Origin of the sequence: Ruminococcus flavefaciens, from assembly GCF_900108555.1 — a bacterium.
In the GTDB taxonomy this organism is placed as follows: Bacteria; Bacillota; Clostridia; order Oscillospirales; family Ruminococcaceae; genus Ruminococcus; species Ruminococcus flavefaciens_P.
Genome location: NZ_FNWV01000008.1, coordinates 113,648 through 131,478 on the forward strand (window position 1 = coordinate 113,648; position 17,831 = coordinate 131,478).

The following is a 17,831-nucleotide window of genomic DNA, read 5'->3' on the forward strand; positions in this document are numbered from 1 at the left end:
TATAATGAATGCTTATGCATTCATTATATCATAAAAGCTCGGAAATAGCAACGTGCACGGCATAAAAGTTCGGATTTTTTGATATTTTGACGCGAAAAAGGGGCAGTGCCACACTTCTTATATCATGATCCTTCCATTTCACCAAGTCATTGACTTTTTATCGGTATAATGCTATAATAATCTTTAGGTGTAAAGTCATATTTTATATATAGTTAATATATCAAGGAGGTTAAAATGCATAAGGAATTTCTTATGGGAAATGCCGCTATTGCCCGCGGAGCTGCTGCCGCAGGTCTTAATGTTATAAGCGGCTATCCCGGTACACCTTCTACGGAAGTACTTGAAACAACAGCAAAAATAAACAACGGAAGTATCTACGTTGAATGGTCTGTCAACGAAAAAGCTGCTCTTGAGCTGGGAGCAGGCGCAGCCTACTGCGGTGCCCGTTCAATGGTAACTATGAAGCAAGTCGGACTTAATGTTGCGTCTGATCCGCTGATGAGCCTTGCATATATCGGTGTAAAAGGCGGAATGGTCATAATGGTAGCAGATGATCCGGGTCCTATCTCATCTCAGACAGAACAGGATACACGTCATTTTGCAGCATTCTCCAAGCTGCCGTGTTTTGATCCTTCATCTGTTCAGGAAGCGTATGATATGATACAGGAGGCATTTGAGTATTCCGAAAAATACCATACTCCCGTACTGTTCAGACCTACCACAAGAGTCTGTCATGGTTATGCTTCTATCGAAGTAAAGGACGATAGTGAATGTATAAAGAACACTCCCGAAGGTTTTGTCAAGGATTCATCAAAGTGGGTAATTTTTCCGCGTCTTTCCTATAATGCTCATATGCACATAGAGAAGCGCAACGTTGAGCTCTCACAGGTCTTTTCTGAGTACAGCCGCAACAGGATAATACCTGCTTCTGATACAAACTGCCGTAAGGGAATAGCTTCACATGGTATCAGCTTTACTTACGTACAGGAAGCTATAGCCGATAAGAATTCGCCGAAAGTATTAAAGGTCTCAACGCCTTTCCCGTTCCCAGAGCAGGCTGCTGTGAAGTTCTTAGAGGGACTTGATGAGGTGCTTTGTATCGAGGAGCTTGATCCTGTCATCGAGCGTGAGCTTACATACGTATGCGGCAAGTATCACCTCAGTACAAAAATACTCGGAAAGCTGACAGGAAATGTGAGAAATGCAGGAGAGAACACCTGCGACAGTGTTGCTGATGATATTGCAGAGTTTATGGGCTGGGAGAAAAAAGCTCCTGCTGAACTTCCTGCTGCTCCCGAACTGCCTGTACGTCCGCCTGTACTTTGCGCAGGTTGTCCTCACAGAGCAAGCTTCTATGCCGTAAAACAGGCGATGAAAGGCAAAAAGTCCGTATTCTGCGGCGATATAGGCTGCTACACTCTCGGAAACGCAATGCCCCTCGATATGGTCGATACCTGTCTCTGCATGGGCGCAGGCGTGAATATAACTCAGGGTATCGGCAAGATAGAGCCCGATACGAGCTGTTTCGCATTTGTGGGCGATTCAACTTTCTTTGCCTCAGCTATAACAGGTGCTGTAAATGCAGTATATAATCAGGCAGATATGACTCTCATCGTGTTGGATAACTCCACAACCGCAATGACAGGTCATCAGCCTCACCCAGGTACGGGAAGAACAATGATGGGACAGGTCGTTGATAAAGTCAATATCGAAGCCGTTCTGCGCGGAATAGGTCTTAAAACTGTGGAGACCGTGAACCCTCTCGAACTGGATAAGGCTATTGAAACAGTACGACGTGTTGCTGATGAAAAAGGCGTTAAGGCTATTATTTTCAAGTCGCCCTGCGCTGTACTTATCAAGCCCGAAAAGCCTTTTGTTATTGACAGTGATAAGTGTATCGGCTGCAAGAAATGTATAAACAGCCTCGGATGTCCCGGTATCGTCATATCCGACGGCAGTGTAAAGATAGACGGCTCGTTATGTACAGGCTGCGGACTTTGCAGTCAGGTATGCCCCGTAAATGCTATCGGAGGTGAGCGAAATGAATAAAAATATTCTTCTCTGCGGAGTGGGCGGACAGGGTATCGTCCTTACATCAAAGCTCACGGCTTCATGTGCTATGGAAAAAGGTATGCAGATAATGAGTGCCGAGACTATCGGTATGGCTCAGAAAGGCGGAAGCGTTTTCAGCTTCCTGCGTATCGGTGAAGGTATATACTGTCCTATGTTCGGTCAGAAGCAGGCTGATATTATGATCGCTTTTGAACCTGCGGAGGCTGTACGTATGCTGCCTTATCTCAGAGACGGCGGAACAGTCATCGTGAATACGCACCCGATAATGCCTGTTACAGCTTCACTTAAAGCATCAGACTATAACGGAACAGAGATGCTCGACTATCTCAGAAAATATACTGACAATGTTATGGCAGTTGACGGTGACAATGTATGCCGTGAATTGGGTTCTCCAAAGGTACTCAATATGGTAATGCTTGGTGAAGCCATAAGGAGCGGTATCTTACCGTTCACAATAGATGATGCTGTTGAAGCAATGAAGAGGAATGTTAAGCCTCAGTTCGTTGAACTCAACGAAAAGGCTCTCAGACATAATGTATAATTACGAAAGGAATGATATACTGTGCAGATATCAGAAAAACAGATCGAACTTGTAAACGATCGTATACAAGCACTTGTAAAGGCTGGCAGTTTCTATGGAAAGAAGCTCAAGGAGGCAGGTATAACAGGGATACACTCGGCAGAGGACTTTGAAAAACTTCCTTTTTCTGAAAAAAGCGACCTTCGTGAGGCTTATCCGCTGGGACTTATGACAGCTCCCGAGGAGGAGATAGTCCGTATACATTCATCATCAGGCACAACAGGTACACCTGTTATTATCCCATATACAGCCAAAGACGTTGACGACTGGGCAATAATGTTCAAGCGCTGCTACGAAACAGCAGGCATAACAAATATGGACCGTATACAGATAACTCCCGGCTATGGACTTTGGACAGCTGGTATAGGCTTCCAGAACGGTGCAGAAAAGCTTGGAGCTATGGTAATACCTATGGGCCCCGGAAATACCGATAAACAGCTCCAGATGATGCAGGATATGAAAAGTACTGTACTCTGCTCGACATCTTCCTATGCACTTCTTCTTGCAGAGGAGATAGAAAAGCGTGGTATAAAGGATAAAATACACCTCAAAAAAGGTGTTATCGGCTCTGAGCGTTGGAGCGACAAGATGCGTGAGCGTATCCATAATGAGCTTGGTATCGAGCTTTTCGATATCTATGGACTTACCGAGATCTACGGACCGGGTATAGGCATAAACTGCCCGGGTGAGACAGCTATGCACTACTGGGACGATTTCCTCTATCTTGAAATAATTGATCCTGCAACAGGAAAGAATGTTCCTGACGGCGAAATAGGTGAAATAGTTATCACCACACTCGTTAAGGAGGGAGCTCCTCTTATCCGCTACCGTACACATGACCTTTCAAGGATAGTTCCAGGAAAGTGCAAGTGCGGACGCTGCTATCCGAGAATTGATGTTATCATGGGACGTACTGACGACATGATGAAAATAAAGGGCGTAAATGTGTTCCCGAGCCAGATAGAAGAGGTCATCGGTTCATTCGATGAGATCTCCAGCGAGTATCAGATACGTATCTCTCACCTTGACGGTAAGGATACTATGCGTATATACGTTGAAGCAAGCGGCGATCACGACTGGGCATCTCTCAGCAGCCGCATAGCTGAAAAGGTTAAAAGCCGTATCGGCTTTACACCTATAGTAAAGATCGTTGAGATCGGTGTGCTTCCGAGAAGTATGAAAAAGACAGCCCGCGTTATCGACGAGCGTTATGACTGATATCAGTAAATAATACCTTAGCAGTTCTGAGTGAGCCTATTGCTTTCTCAGAGCTGCTTTTTTATGTTTGAATTTGATAATCATTCTCAATTGTGAAAAGTATGTGAAAAATCATGTGAAAGTATTGACATTCAAAACAGTTATGATATAATAATCAATGTCAAAATGAAATTGATAATCATTTTCGAATTAGAAAGAAGTGAAGAAATAGAACGTCTGAATTGAATGATAATTTATCGTTACAGGACACAAATAATATATATCATTCAATTCAGAGGTTCTTATCCCATGTTTAAGAAAAGAACTGCGGTGTTCTTGCAGGCGTTATGAAATGAGGTACAGAATGAATAATAAAAAGATCCCCGTTATACTTATCACAGGCTATCTTGGTTCGGGAAAGACTACTCTTATGCAGAACCTTCTGAAACAGGAACAGCGTAAGATAGCACTTATCGTAAATGATATGGGCAGCGTCAACATAGACGCTGCTCTCCTCAATAAAAACCGTGACCGAATATCTTCCGTTGAAATGGTCGAGCTCCAGAACGGCTGCATATGCTGCACTCTCAGAGACGAGTTCATTGCAGAGATCGAGCGTATATCTAAGCTCCCCGATATAGAAGCTGTTTTCGTAGAGGCTTCGGGAATAAGCGAACCCTCAAATATCGCAGCATCTTTCGTTGTTTATACAGAGGATAACCCCGACACCAATGTATACCTCAGCTCAGTTGTATCTGTTGTCGATGCTGACCGTATATATAATGAATTTCTGCGCGAGATCTCAATGGAGAACGATACCGAGGAAGGCGACATTATCAACCTTATTATCGACCAGATAGAGTTCTGCAACCTTATTATCCTCAACAAAACAGACCTGCTCAGTGCTCAGCAGATAGAAGAAGTAACAAAGGCTATCCGCGATATACAGTCAGAAGCGGAGATTATCCCCTGTATCAACAGTGAAGTCGATACAGAAAAGATCATGCACGGAAAAGAATTCGACTATCATGCAGTACTTGCTTCATCATCGGTACAGCGCGCTCTCAACACCAACGAGCCTACAGATAAAGAAGCCTGCATGGACGAGTATGGTATAACCTCATTTGTTTTTGAGGAGGCTCGTCCTTTCGACCGTGATAAATTCATGGACTTAGTTGACGAATATCCCAAGGAGCTTATCCGTACAAAGGGCTATGTTTGGTTCGCAGATGATGACGTACATATACAGCTCTTTGAACAGGCTGGCAGAAACGCCAGTGTTACGGAGCTTAACGAGTGGCTTGCAGCTTGCCCTAAGGAGGAGCTGGACACTATGTTCGAGAATTATCCTGATCTGAAAGACGACTGGCATGAGGTCTACGGAGACCGTATCAATCAGCTTGTATTCATCGGAAAGGGCTATAAAAAAGCGGATATCCTTGCAAAGCTTGAAAGATGCCTTACAATATGAGCAGCAAGGCGATACCCGTATATCTTTTTCTTGGTTTTCTTGAAGGGGGCAAAACGAAGTTTATTCAGGAAACGATATCCAATAAACGTTTCGGGATCGACGAAAATATTCTTCTTGTGATCTGTGAAGAGGGGATAGAAGAGTACGATATATCACGATTCGACGGTAAAAGCATTAGACTTCGTACAATTGAGGATAAGTCCGAGCTTGACGAACAGCTGCTTCTGAAGCTGTCGGACGAATGTGACGCAGATAAAATAATGATCGAATACAACGGTATGTGGCATCTAACGGACTTGCTTCTTAACAAGCCCGAGAGCTGGAAGATATTCAAGACGGTATTCATTGCCGATGCGTCCACATTTCAGATATACTTGCAAAACTTTGGAAGTCTGGTTATCGACAAGGTCAACGTCAGCGATGTTGTTATCTTCAATCGTTATGCTAAAAGAGCCGATGTCAATGAACTTCATAAGATCATACGCTCCATCAACAGAAGATCAGAGATATATTACGAAGCCGATAACGGAATGATGATCGTTGATGATATAGAAGATCCGCTGCCATTTGATATTGAAGCTCCGACCATAGTCATAAAGGATACTGATTATGCAATATGGTACAGCGACATTATGAACGATGCGAAGAAATATAACGGTAAGACAGTGAAATTCAAGGCGATCATATCTTCACGTCCTGAGCTTCCAAATAATGTTTTTGCAGTTGGACGCTATATAATGATCTGCTGCGAAGCTGATATGAAATTCTGCTGGTTCGTTTCTTTATACAACCAATATTACAACGTACAAAGCGAGAAATGGGTAACTGTAACTGCTGATATAACAGTACAGCACCATGAGACTGAAAATATTGATATACCTCTTCTGAGAATAGTTGATCTATATGAATGTGAACCGCCTGAAAGAGCGATTGCGTCATTTTTATAATAAGTATTGTCGATTGCGGTAATAGTTCATCAACTATTATTTCAAATACGCTTTTTTCATTATGCAGATCTTTCTGTGCAATATATTCCATTCCTTATGAAAAGGCACTTATGAATTATCATAAGTGCCTTTTCGTGTTTTACTGATATTTTATTATGATCGCCAGTGTATTCCATTGATATGCCTGTCTATTGAAAAGGCAGGACTGTTTATGATATAATGAATGCAAATGCATTCATTATATTTTATTTAAAGCCCTTGCAGATACGCAAATCATAGATTTGCTCCCTGCATATCGGGCAATTATATCATAACGCTTCGCTTTTATGATATAATCAAAGTATTATGAACTGCTGTAATTTGAGAGAAAGAACGATTTTTCAAAAATTTCAAAATTTTTTTGCGAATGTTGAGATATTCTCCTGCTAAATCCTGTCTATATAAGCAGAGGACGAAAGCTCCTCATGAAAGGAGGCAATTATATGGATGATGTATCAATAATTGAATTATTACAAAAACGAGATCAATCCGCTATCAATGAACTGCGTCAGAAGTACGAAAGGCTTTGTACATATATCGCAGGAAACGTTCTTTCTCAGCACGAGGACGTTGAAGAATGTGTGAATTCCGCCTGTTATGAGATATGGGACAGTATCCCGCCTGCAAAGCCAAACGATCTTAAAAGCTATTTATGCAGCGTCGTAAGAAATATTGCGATAAACAGGCTTGAGTACAACTCTGCTGCAAAACGTGACAGCCGCTACACGGTATCTCTCGATGAAATATCCGAGTGTGTACCTGCCGATGCTGACGATAATATCACACTGTCCGAACTTGCAGATGCTATCAGCCGTTTTCTGCGCACACAGGACGAACTTCAGCGCAGAATTTTTGTGCGCCGCTATACTTATGGTGATTCGGTGGCAGAGATCGCAAAACGCTTTTCACTGAACGAGAGTACAGTCAGCACCTATCTTTTTAGAACAAGGAAAAAACTGAAAGTATTTCTGAAGAAGGAGGGATATGACTATGAATAATAATAACTTTATGAAAGCTATGAGCATGATAGACGAAGATCTCGTAAAGGAAGCCGATACTCCGTATACAGGCAAGACAGAAGCCGACGATACTAAAGTTTCTTTCAGCGAAGATGAGAACTCAGCTGTCGTTTCAGGTGTTGATGTATATCACAGAAATATCTGGAAAAAGTGCCTTGGCATTGCAGCTTCACTGGTCATAGTTTTAGGAGCTGTAGGCGGCGGGATATATCATTTCAATAAGATGAAGGATAAGCCTGTTGTAAACGAAGAAATTGAGAACGATTATGCTTCGATATATGAAACGGTAAAGGAAAATAAAGATTCCTACGATATGAATGAATATGTATGTAATTATTCATCAGCGGAAATTAGCTTTGTAAGAGAAGCAAACGATTACAAGGACAAATTATTTGAATATTTAGACAGCATTGAGGGCGTAAAAAAAGTTGAAGAATACCCGAATTCTTTCAGATGTGTTCTTTTTACATTCAGTGATGATAAGAGCGGAAAGAAGTATGATTTTTCTCTGCGTGAGAACGGATACGGTTTCTGGCAGGAAACAAATGGAGACGAAAATGCAGTAATGACACCTCCGAACATAGAAAGTTACTATTACGGCAAGGATGTATTTGAAAAGCTGTTTGAAGAGGCGCTTAACGTTGCAGACAGCGATACTGTGGAAGCTATGAACAAGGTATCACAAGAAGAAATAGAGAACTTTGTTACCAATCATTTGGAAAAATGCGATGGCAAGGTAGTGTATTATCCGTGGCAGAGTGCAGAGGAATGTGAGATAAAAAAATACAGCATCACAGATAAAGAAGCTCTCACTGATGCTTTAATGAATTTTGAATGGGTAAAGATAAAAGAAAGTGAATTTGAATATTACGACTGGTATGATATGGGTATCAGAATATCAGAAAATGGATATCTTATGGCAGTAGGTAACGATCCTGATCCTTATGGCTGCTATAAGCTGAAGTACGAAGATGAAAGTGAAAAGCTTGCAGCTGAGATAAGATCCGTGCTTGGATATGCTGTGGATAGCAGTGATGTATCAAGCGAAGATATAAAAAATGCATTACAGGAATTAACCACCGGTACATTGGCGCAATGGCGCAGCGGACCTGACTATGTACCTCAGGGAAGAGAAAACTATGAGACTACAGCCCGTTATTATACTTTGAATGACGGAGAGAGCTTTATCAATGAGATAGCATCTTTTGAATGGGTGACCTGTGATAGTCTTGAGATAGATGAAAAAGCATATTTTTATGATCATGGCATGATGAACTTAAAAGGAGCTTATAATTTTGGAATTACAGAAAATAGTTTTGGTGGAACAGGCTCCTTTTATCCGTTAGGTTATATAATTAGTACAGCAGGTCGCTTTAAACTGAAAAATGAAAGCGATGCTGAAAAGTTTGCAGCGATATTTGACAAATATCTGATCATGGAGAAAGAATCAGAGATCGCCGAAAAGATATGCAGCGGCATGACAAATTACGATAACCTCAGAGGCCATTTTACGTTTGAAAAAACCTATGGAGATGAAGATCAAATAATTGACGGATATATGAGCTATGACGCTAAGAATGAAAAGCTGTACATGAAAGGTGACGGACATCTTTTCTATCAGGAAAAAGAAAACACCATAGAGCTCATAATGAACGGGCATGATAACGCTGCTTACAGAACTGTAGAAAAAGAAACGGGTAACATAGACCGCGTTGGAACATACAGATACAGCAGCGGAAGTTCAATTCCTCTGCCCGATAATTATGCCTATCTGTGTAAGAGTTTAGAGAAAAGTCTTACACCGAGAGGCTTTAATGAATATAATTCTGCTAAACAGAATAATTATCAGATCACGGAAAGCAACGGAAAGATCGAATTATATTCACATGGAGCAACAGACGGCTTTTACACACGTATTATCCTGACTGAAAGAGGACAGCTTATATCTTATGAAAACATTGGTCCGAGCTATAAAACCATATTCAAGCTTGATGATTATGAGTTCGACTCGCCTGATTTCACTATGGAAGATGTTGGACAGCTATATGAAAGCATGAAGGCAGATGAGGAAGAACAATATAAAAGACAGATGGAATGATCTGTTGTAACATGGCTTTTTCGCGTATAACATGATACTTTCGTTTATCAGTTCAAAACGTAAAAAACAGCGGCTCACTTTAAGTGAGCCGCTATATTTTGCGAAAAACTTTTGCTGTAATAGTTCAGCTTATTAATGATTATATATCTCAGTGCCTCTTGCGGCAGCTCTCTGTCTTTCTATGACAGAAAGGCTTTTGAATTTTCTTCTTTCTGTGATAGCAGGAAGGTCCTCGAGGTGGGATAAGGTCATTTTAAACGGGATAAGTCTTGCTTCTCTGTCCTTTTTTGCATCTTCCGCATTGTCCAGCCACTGAATATGAGGACTTGCCTGAATAGTATCATAACAGCCTAAATTTTTAAAGTAACTGTAATCACCCGGACAGCGGTTTTTTACACTTGCTGCAACTTTGGCAAAGCCTGTTCTGATACCGTTTTTCAGGAAGCCGTTCTGCGGCATGATATCGGAGTTATAAGCAATTGTCATTTTATCGTACAGCTCCTGCATTTTCTCGTTATCATCAATTTCGCAGACATCACTCAGATAAGAGCAGTTCAAGCCGTCGAAGGTCTCGCAGTTGATCTTGAATGCGGAAATATCTTCTCTGTCGTACTTGTCGTCAAGTATAAAGAAGTATGATTTTATTACTTCGTCTTCAATTCCCGAACGTCCAAGACAAGCGTGTCTTTCGAGGAATGTTTTGTAGCAGTTGCCGAGAGTTGCATAGTGCAGTTCTCCGAAGAACACTATCATATCTGTATTGAGATACAGCTTTTCAAATGTTTTTTCCCAGTCATCGTTAAAGACACAGGTCCTGTTGCTGAAACAGCATTGGCAGCCTGTACAGTGGCGGATATCCTTTTCTCTTAAAGTAATGACCTCAGTTTCAAAGCCGCTGGCTTCAAATCTCTGTTTTGCAGCTTTTATTGCGGAAGTGATCTTAGTGATCTCTTTTTCGCAGGTATCCATTAAAACTACTCTGCCCTTGATTTTTGCTTTTGGCATAGTTCTGCTTTTATAGTATTCTGCCATTGCCTTTGTATACTTGAACCAGCAAAACAGCTCTTCACGGCCTGTAGGGGAGAGTATCTCCATACTTTCCAGACTCAGGCTGTTGATGTATTTCAGACCATTCCTTTTTGCCCATAGTTCAAATCTGTTATGAGCCATAGTATCGCCCAGCATACCTGAAGTGGACAGAAAGGTAACAGGCTTGTCTTTTATCATGTCATGATAATTATCAGACAGCACATCAAGTAATTCTCCCATACTGCTATGTACATCGAAATGGAACACAGCACCTGACATGATGATGAGTTCAGATTTTTTTACAGCTTCTTCGATATTTTCGGTCACTGTTCCGCTGAATGCGGGAATGATCTCGAACTCATCTTCATTGAGCTTTTCCTGATACCATTTTTTTAGGTAAAGAATAGTTTGTAGTGTGATCGATAGATCTTTTTTAGGCGAACAGTTTAGAACACATATTTTCATAATTAATTCCTGCTTTCTTTGCTTTGTTGTAGTATTGTGATGATGCAATAATATATATCTGTATTATTCATTATACCATAATAAATGGTATACAGCAATGATCGTGCCGAAAAAAGGTCATATAAATATTATTTCGGTAATTTGTTTTTAATATAATGCCAAAGGCAGCTGTAAAGATCTGCTGCGAAAAAAACAAAAACTTTTCATTGTACATCTTGATTTTTAACGAACGATGCGATATAATATAGGTACCATAAAGAGTGCGTGAGGGACAAGCCCGTTGACCGCACAGCAACCTGCGATAGTAAGGTGCTAAAGCTTGAACGATGGGATAATACTGCTGATGAGCGATCCTGTCGTGACGATGGGGTCGCTTTTGTACTCTTATGGAATAATTTTTAAGGAGAGTATGGATATGCGTACTATCAAAGAATTACTGGGAACTGAGGAAAAGGTATGGTTTTACATCGACAGTGAGGAGCTTTGGCAGGACTTCCTTGAACTTGCGAAAGACTTCTGCTTCGGTGAAATGCCCCGTGAAAAGTGGAAATTCGGTTATGTTATCGCTGTACACAGCAATAGGGAAATGGGACACGTACCTGTATTTATATGGTGTATGTCATTCGGCAGCACGGAAGGAGTACCTGTAAAGTATGATCTGAGGAAGATAATAGACGGAGAAGAGGATATTATCTGCAATGTTCCCCATTTCAAGGGTAAAATGATATGCTGATATGAGAAAAGCTCTGCGGTGATACTGCCGCAGAGCTTGATAACTTTATGTATAATTATTGTGTCGTTTTGCAGAGCTGCTTTGCCCCTACAATAAATATTATAGCATAATCCACCGAATACTTCAAGTTTAAACAATCACGAATTTTTTGATGAAATATTGTGAGATTTAACACTGTAAAACTATTGATTTTTTATAAAAAATAAAGTATAATAATTAAAAGAAAGAATATAAATAGGCAAATGTAGAACCGAAAAGGGAGATTACCGTAGTCCACCCATTCATAGCAGAAATACGGTATTTATTTTATTTGAAAAGGAGTTTTTATTATGGGATTTACAGTAATGGGCGTAACTGCCGGTCGTAAAGACAGTAATTGCGAGATACTTCTTAAAGAAGCACTTATGGTCTGTCAGGAAATGGGTGCTGAGATCACAATGATAAATTTAAAGGACTATGATCTCCTTGACTGTACAGGCTGTACTTCATGTACTATGGGAATGTCAATGGGAAAGAACACCGGCTGTTCACTGAAAAATAAAGATGATAAGGACAAGATAATGCAGGTAATGCTCAATCAGGACGCAGTTATATTTGCTGCACCTACATATGCGCTTATGCCCTCATCATTGTTCCTTAAATTCATGCACAGAAATTTAGCATATGAGTCGGCATTCCTTACACAGATCGGTGCTATCGAGCCACGTGACCGTGTAGGCGCACTTATATCTGTAGGCGGTTCTTATCGTTCATGGCAGTCGCTTGCTCTTGAATGTATGCAGATAACCACAGTTACAAACAGCTTCAAGGTAGTTGATATGTATATGGCTACGGCTGTCCCTGCACCTGCACAGGTACTTCTTCACGAGGAGAAGCTTGCACGTGCAAGAGAGATAGGACAGAATGTAATGAAGGCACTGAATACACCTGCTGCTGAAAGAAAGTGGCTGGGTGATCCCGACGCAGGCTGGTGTCCTAACTGTCACAGCAACAGCCTGTGCTTAGGTGATGTTCAGTGGAAGGGACTCCGGTACCCTATCGAGTGTACCGTATGCGGAGCAGGCGGCGATCTTGAAAAGACTCCTGACGGAAAGTGGAAATTCGTAATAGCTCCAAACGGACTTGAGCGTGACAGAACTACCGAGGAAGGCAGAGGAATACACTGCGATGAGATAGCCGAGGTACAGGGCGGATTTTTCATGGATCCAAATGCCCGTGCAGAGGTCGCTCAAAAGCTTGAAAAATACAAAAAGATAACCTTCAAAGGGATCTGATAAGTGTAAAACCAAGACAAACGGCAGAGCCATTGAAACTCTGCCGTTTGTCCATTACTATATTATATTCAGAAAAGCTTACTTTTTAAAGAAAGCTCCACTGCCTGCGTTATCGACATCGTCCGACCATACATAGCCGGTATCGTCTGCACCTCTTTCGGAGATAGCGATATAGCCTGTTCCGTTGGTATAGACAGTATCGGTCGAGGAAGTCATGCCATTCTCGTCAAGAGTAACGATGTACTTTGAGCAATTGTTATAGTGAAGAACAGCTCTTCCGTCAAACTGACCTGTAAGGTACCAGTGATCTATTTGTGTATCGGATACTTTGCATGAGATATTGACCTTGTAGCCGTTTCCTATATTGTCTAAGACCATAGTGAGATCGCTGTTCTCATCGAAGAACTGACCTGCGAAAAGGTCATTAGTGTCTAAATTAACGTGTGAACCTGCTGACTCATAAGCAGCATCGGTCGTTTCGGCAGATTGATCGGCTGCTGTTGCAGTCTCTGTGTCTGTATTTTCTGCGGCAGCTGTATCAGCAGCAGTAGTTACAGATTCAGCAGCCTCCTGTGGAGCTGTAGTTGCCTCTTCAGCGGCAGCTGCGGCAGTAGTTGCAGCTGTGGAAGAATGTTTCTGCTTCTGATGAGTTTCTTCCTCACCGCAGCCGCAAAGCAGCATTGTCATCATAAGTACACAAAATAATCTTTTTTTCATAATATTATCTCCTATTTATTGTATTTAGCTATAGGTACGCGAAAAATGTACCGCAGCTTTCATATCATACAAACGACATAAAAAAAGAAAATGTGTCATTATTTTTTTGATTTCAGCGTTTTGTACAACAAAAATCATCTTCTGTTATTTAAAACGAGTATAATTAATGTACTCCTTTATATGCGTTAAATTATTATAACAGTGTGTTCTAAATGTATAGATTTATGTCGGAAAACATAAGTGTTACCGCAAATTTCGACTTGCCCACCGCAAAAAATGACTTGTAAAAATAATGCTATATGTTAAAATCAAATTAATGAGCAGAAATAGAAAGCGAGGTAATTTGCCGAATGATCAGAAATGTTCTGAAAAAGATATCTATAGCTGCGGCATTTGCTTGTATCATGAGTACATTCACAGGCTGTAGCCGGAATAATAAAGAAAACAGCGGAAAGACTCAGGTATTCCACGAGAATATTACAGGTACTGCTGACGGATACGATTACGAGCTCTGGAAGGACGAGGGTGATACCACCTTCAATGTAGAGTCGGGCGGCGGTAATTTCTCGTGCGAATGGGAGAATATAAACAACGCTCTTTTCCGCCGCGGAAAGAAGTACGACTGCACAAAGACCTATCAGGAGCTTGGAAATATGTCCATAGATTACGGCGTGGACTATCAGCCTGTGGGCAATTCATATATGTGCGTATACGGCTGGACAAGAGAGCCCCTTGTAGAGTATTACATAGTTGAATCATGGGGAAGCTGGAGACCACCCGGAGCACCTGCTGCACTGGGAACAGTTACAGTTGACGGCGGTACTTATGATATATATAAGACAACAAGATACGAACAGCCTTCCATTGACGGCACTCAGACCTTTGACCAGTACTGGAGCGTAAGGCGCAAAAAGCCTGACAGCAGCGGCAATAAGATCGAAGGCACTATATCAATATCCAAGCATTTCGATGCATGGAAAAAATGCGGACTTGAGCTTGGAAAAATGTATGAAGTAGCACTTACCATAGAGGGCTATCAGTCACAGGGCAAGGCTGCTATATATAAGAATGAGCTGAAAGTCGGTGGAACATATTCCGAGGCAAATGATATAGATGTAACAGTTGACTATGACGCTATCGCTAAGCTTGAAAGCTCAGTCTCAGAGGGGGATCCCACTGAAGCAGGCTTCTTTGATACAAGCTTTGAAAAGGGAGCTGAGGGCTGGATACCACGCGGCGGCTCACTTGTAACTGTTGACAAGGAAAATGCATCTGACGGAAAACAGTCGCTGTTTGTCAGCGGAAGAACGGATAACTGGAACGGTGCAGCCATAATGCTCAGCAGTGACACCTACAAGCCGGGCAAAGCGTATAAATTCTCGGCAAAGGCAATGCAGAAAAGCGGCGAAGATGTAACGATGAAGCTGACCATGCAGTACAACGACGGTACAGAAAAGTACGATGAGGTGGCATTGGTAACAGCCAAGAGCGGCGAATGGGTAACACTTTCAAATGATGCATATGTTATCCCCGAGGGAGCAGAGATGCTACAGCTCTATGTAGAGTCTCCCGACAGTCTTACTGATTTTTATATTGATGAGGTGTCAGGAGCTGAATAAGCTATAAATACCAATAAATCGCAGATTATGGAGCTGATCCCAGTGGTCGGCTCTTTCTGTTTTAAAATCCTGAAAAATTTTTTGTGACGAAATGCTGCATCTTGACGTTTGTATAGAGTGAAAGCTACCATGGAAGCTTTAAGCGGCTGTGATCTGGTACACAGGTCATGACTGCAAAAAACAAAAAGGAGGGTACCGCATGACAGGCGGCGAATATCTTGATCTTCTGGAAAAGTCTCAGAAGAAAGCGCATGAGAAACTGTTTGAGGAATATTACAGCTATGTCCGTGCAATAGCATATAACAGGCTCAGGAGCGTTGGTACGAATGAGGATGTGGAGGAATGTATCAGTGATATATTTGCACGTATATTCTTTACATTCGGTGAAAAGTATAACAACGGCGACATGAAGCCATTTATAGGAGTAGTGGCTAAGCGGATCAGCATTGACCATTACAGGAGTCTTATGCGTCATACTGATAAAACATTTTCAATAGACGAAGATACGAGCCGTGAACTGAGTTCGGACGAAGACCTTGTAAGCGAAAGTGAAAGGACTGAACTCAGGCGTATACTGATGGATAGCATCAATTTGTTGGGAGAACCCGATTCTACCATAATAATACAGAAGTACTATTATGCTAAACGGTCACAGCAGATCGGAGAATTACTTTCAATGAAACCGTCAACAGTGCGGATGCGATGCAAAAGAGCAGTTGAAAAACTTCGCAGTATACTTGTTAAGAGAGGTATAAAGGAGGAAATGATATGAAAGATCTTAAGCTTGGCATACTTGACAGAGCAGATGATGATATCATTGATAGACTTGTTCCTTTTTCGTCAGATGACAAAAAGACTAAAAAGCGAATACTTGCAATGAGCGAGAAAAAATTAGCAGAATTACAGAGAGGTTCAGAAACAACAGAAAACGAAATAAGCGTTCGCGGTGTTGAACAGTACCGCAGACCAATGTGGTACAAACCGTTAAGCATTGCGGCAGCTCTTGTATTCATTGCCGGCGGAGTAGGTATGTTCACATTACTGAACGGGACTAAGGTAAATCAGTTCAATGATCATGACCAGAACAATGTTGCAGCTACGACCGAAGCAGTTACAACTGAAGTTCAGACCACAGAAGCAACGACAGATGCAGAAGCTCTTCCTACTGAAGAAGAGATGAAAGCGACATTTGACAGACTTCTTCCCGTACTTTATGAATCAGAGTCGTATAATTTCCTTTCCATGGATCGTACAGATCTTAGCGGAGAGACAGTGACACTTAATTCAGCATACTTTAATGAGGACATTGTTTATGAGAAGATCGGCGATGATCGTTTCACATCATACAATGACCTGATAGAGTACTACAACCAGTATTTCATTGATCCGACGAGAGATTTCTATTGTAAAGTATTAGAAGGCGATGATATTTCAGTACTGGCAAATGATGAAAACATACCTGATGTCATTGAACTGGGCGGTGAATTATACATTCACAGGAATTTAAAAAGCTGGATACCCGATCATTCAGACATAGAGCCTATATCAGAAAAAGCGTATTTCGTAAGCTCAGACTCATTCCAGTGGGAGAGAGTTACTCCCGCACAGGACGATTATGGTTATGGTGTTGGCGAAAACGATCTAACTGTTCTTGATGTAGTATTCCAGAAGGACGATGACGGAGCATGGAAAATATTAACATCTATTGAGTTTACAGGTCAATTTTCAGAAGAAGAGCTCAATTCAGGATTACCTTTGACAGGTTCTTTGATTCATCCATCTGAGACTAACGATATAGACACTAATGAAGCATATATAAATGCAAAGGAATATGCAAAGAGCGAGTATGATTATACAGGCAAGTTTGTATGGGATTACACCGACGAGCTTTACGAGGATACAGAGATCATAACCGATGACTATGTAAACAACAATAACTGGATGACTTGTACTTGCAGTGATCTTTTACATGACGGAAGCTGTCTGATACTTTTCCTTGATGAAAACGGAACAGTTTTCGCACAAAAAATAACACATTAACAGCAGCTCTCCTTCGGCTCAGGTCGGGGGAGAGTTTTATTTTGTCATAAACGAGTACATTTTACACTTAAAACACCTTTCGTGCTACATAAAACAAGTCTTATATTGTCAGAAAATTGATACAAACTGTCAATTGACGTAAAAAATAATGTTTGTTATAATATATTATGATATTAAGGACATATGTCCGAAGAATATAGAGGTATGAGTTTTATGAAAAAGATGAATTTGAAAATGGCAGCTGTATTACCGCTTGCAGTTGTACTTGTAGGCTGCCGAGGAAGCTACCACAAAGGCTGAGGAGAAAAAGGAAGAGACAACTACAACAGCTGCTGACGATAAGAAGAAGGAAGAAACTGAAACAACGACAAAGTCTGAGGACAAGGAAAAGACTACCGAAGCTAAGAAGGACGATAATACATTTACATATTATTACTACACTCTTTTCAAGAACGTAATAACACCTGATAACGGCAAGGGAAGTGATTTCAGCGGAATTTCCATAGAAGTTCCCGACAGTGATGTTTTCT

13 protein-coding genes, 1 pseudogene and 1 riboswitch are annotated in these 17,831 nt (G+C 41.3%); of the genes and pseudogenes, 12 read left to right on the top strand and 2 right to left on the bottom strand.

Going from position 1 to position 17,831, the window contains the following annotated elements; genetic code table 11:
- The first annotated feature begins 234 nt into the window (after positions 1-234).
- From iorA to BLW60_RS11805, 7 genes are all read left to right on the top strand, one after another.
- Positions 235-2,049, top strand: coding sequence for an indolepyruvate ferredoxin oxidoreductase subunit alpha (gene iorA, locus BLW60_RS11775; protein ID WP_074717556.1), 1,815 nt, complete (start codon positions 235-237; stop codon positions 2,047-2,049).
- Positions 2,042-2,614 carry an indolepyruvate oxidoreductase subunit beta gene (locus tag BLW60_RS11780; RefSeq protein WP_074717558.1) on the top strand — a complete coding sequence of 191 codons (573 nt, stop codon included), beginning with the start codon at positions 2,042-2,044 and terminating at the stop codon, positions 2,612-2,614. The genes iorA and BLW60_RS11780 overlap by 8 nt, the downstream gene beginning before the upstream one ends.
- A gap of 21 nt (positions 2,615-2,635) precedes the next feature.
- Positions 2,636-3,871: a phenylacetate--CoA ligase family protein gene (locus BLW60_RS11785; protein ID WP_074717560.1), complete on the top strand. Its 1,236-nt coding sequence runs from the start codon at positions 2,636-2,638 to the stop codon at positions 3,869-3,871.
- 343 nt (positions 3,872-4,214) lie between these two features.
- The gene (locus tag BLW60_RS11790; protein WP_074717562.1) at positions 4,215-5,321 is read left to right on the top strand and encodes a CobW family GTP-binding protein; all 1,107 of its coding nucleotides are present in this window, start codon (positions 4,215-4,217) and stop codon (positions 5,319-5,321) included.
- On the top strand, positions 5,306-6,268 hold the full coding sequence (locus BLW60_RS11795; RefSeq protein WP_074717564.1) for a TIGR03943 family putative permease subunit: 963 nt from the start codon (positions 5,306-5,308) through the stop codon (positions 6,266-6,268). The genes BLW60_RS11790 and BLW60_RS11795 overlap by 16 nt, the downstream gene beginning before the upstream one ends.
- A gap of 482 nt (positions 6,269-6,750) precedes the next feature.
- Complete coding sequence (locus tag BLW60_RS11800) at positions 6,751-7,305, top strand: RNA polymerase sigma factor (RefSeq protein WP_074717566.1); 555 nt, start codon at positions 6,751-6,753, stop codon at positions 7,303-7,305.
- Positions 7,298-9,424 (top strand): hypothetical protein, encoded by a 2,127-nt coding sequence (locus tag BLW60_RS11805; RefSeq protein ID WP_074717568.1) that lies wholly within the window; start codon positions 7,298-7,300, stop codon positions 9,422-9,424. The genes BLW60_RS11800 and BLW60_RS11805 overlap by 8 nt, the downstream gene beginning before the upstream one ends.
- A gap of 132 nt (positions 9,425-9,556) precedes the next feature.
- Here BLW60_RS11805 and BLW60_RS11810 read toward each other — a convergent pair whose 3' ends face one another.
- Positions 9,557-10,918, bottom strand: a complete 1,362-nt coding sequence (locus BLW60_RS11810; protein WP_074717570.1) for a flavodoxin family protein — start codon at positions 10,916-10,918, stop codon at positions 9,557-9,559.
- A gap of 248 nt (positions 10,919-11,166) precedes the next feature.
- A riboswitch (SAM riboswitch) is annotated at positions 11,167-11,251 on the top strand.
- An 82-nt stretch (positions 11,252-11,333) separates the two neighbouring features.
- Here BLW60_RS11810 and BLW60_RS11815 point away from each other — a divergent pair.
- Together BLW60_RS11815 and BLW60_RS11820 are read left to right on the top strand one after the other, a co-directional pair.
- Entirely contained in the window at positions 11,334-11,651 is a 318-nt protein-coding gene (locus tag BLW60_RS11815; protein ID WP_074717572.1) for a hypothetical protein, read from the top strand.
- A 329-nt stretch (positions 11,652-11,980) separates the two neighbouring features.
- A complete protein-coding gene (locus BLW60_RS11820; RefSeq protein ID WP_074717573.1) occupies positions 11,981-12,925 on the top strand; it encodes a flavodoxin family protein in 945 nt (314 codons plus the stop codon).
- A gap of 78 nt (positions 12,926-13,003) precedes the next feature.
- Here BLW60_RS11820 and BLW60_RS11825 read toward each other — a convergent pair whose 3' ends face one another.
- A complete protein-coding gene (locus BLW60_RS11825; protein WP_074717575.1) occupies positions 13,004-13,642 on the bottom strand; it encodes a hypothetical protein in 639 nt (212 codons plus the stop codon).
- Positions 13,643-14,046: 404 nt separating this feature from the next.
- Between BLW60_RS11825 and BLW60_RS11830 the strand changes: the two are divergent.
- From BLW60_RS11830 to BLW60_RS11840, 3 genes and pseudogenes are all read left to right on the top strand, one after another.
- Positions 14,047-15,240: pseudogene (locus BLW60_RS11830) on the top strand (glycoside hydrolase family 11 protein); the annotation flags it as partial.
- A gap of 220 nt (positions 15,241-15,460) precedes the next feature.
- Complete coding sequence (locus tag BLW60_RS11835; RefSeq protein WP_074717579.1) at positions 15,461-16,033, top strand: RNA polymerase sigma factor; 573 nt, start codon at positions 15,461-15,463, stop codon at positions 16,031-16,033.
- Positions 16,030-17,301 carry a hypothetical protein gene (locus tag BLW60_RS11840; RefSeq protein WP_074717581.1) on the top strand — a complete coding sequence of 424 codons (1,272 nt, stop codon included), beginning with the start codon at positions 16,030-16,032 and terminating at the stop codon, positions 17,299-17,301. Before BLW60_RS11835 ends, BLW60_RS11840 begins: the two co-directional genes overlap by 4 nt.
- Positions 17,302-17,831 lie beyond the last annotated feature (530 nt).

Excerpts from the sequence above, each read along its gene's own strand:
- BLW60_RS11835 (WP_074717579.1), top strand. The coding sequence starts at position 15,461 with ATGACAGGCGGCGAATATCTTGATCTTCTGGAAAAGTCTCAGAAGAAA.
- BLW60_RS11795 (WP_074717564.1), top strand. The coding sequence starts at position 5,306 with ATGCCTTACAATATGAGCAGCAAGGCGATACCCGTATATCTTTTTCTT.
- BLW60_RS11810 (WP_074717570.1), bottom strand. The coding sequence starts at position 10,918 with ATGAAAATATGTGTTCTAAACTGTTCGCCTAAAAAAGATCTATCGATC.
- BLW60_RS11840 (WP_074717581.1), top strand. The coding sequence starts at position 16,030 with ATGAAAGATCTTAAGCTTGGCATACTTGACAGAGCAGATGATGATATC.
- BLW60_RS11780 (WP_074717558.1), top strand. The coding sequence starts at position 2,042 with ATGAATAAAAATATTCTTCTCTGCGGAGTGGGCGGACAGGGTATCGTC.
- BLW60_RS11800 (WP_074717566.1), top strand. The coding sequence starts at position 6,751 with ATGGATGATGTATCAATAATTGAATTATTACAAAAACGAGATCAATCC.
- BLW60_RS11805 (WP_074717568.1), top strand. The coding sequence starts at position 7,298 with ATGAATAATAATAACTTTATGAAAGCTATGAGCATGATAGACGAAGAT.
- BLW60_RS11825 (WP_074717575.1), bottom strand. The coding sequence starts at position 13,642 with ATGAAAAAAAGATTATTTTGTGTACTTATGATGACAATGCTGCTTTGC.
- iorA (WP_074717556.1), top strand. The coding sequence starts at position 235 with ATGCATAAGGAATTTCTTATGGGAAATGCCGCTATTGCCCGCGGAGCT.
- BLW60_RS11815 (WP_074717572.1), top strand. The coding sequence starts at position 11,334 with ATGCGTACTATCAAAGAATTACTGGGAACTGAGGAAAAGGTATGGTTT.
- BLW60_RS11790 (WP_074717562.1), top strand. The coding sequence starts at position 4,215 with ATGAATAATAAAAAGATCCCCGTTATACTTATCACAGGCTATCTTGGT.
- BLW60_RS11820 (WP_074717573.1), top strand. The coding sequence starts at position 11,981 with ATGGGATTTACAGTAATGGGCGTAACTGCCGGTCGTAAAGACAGTAAT.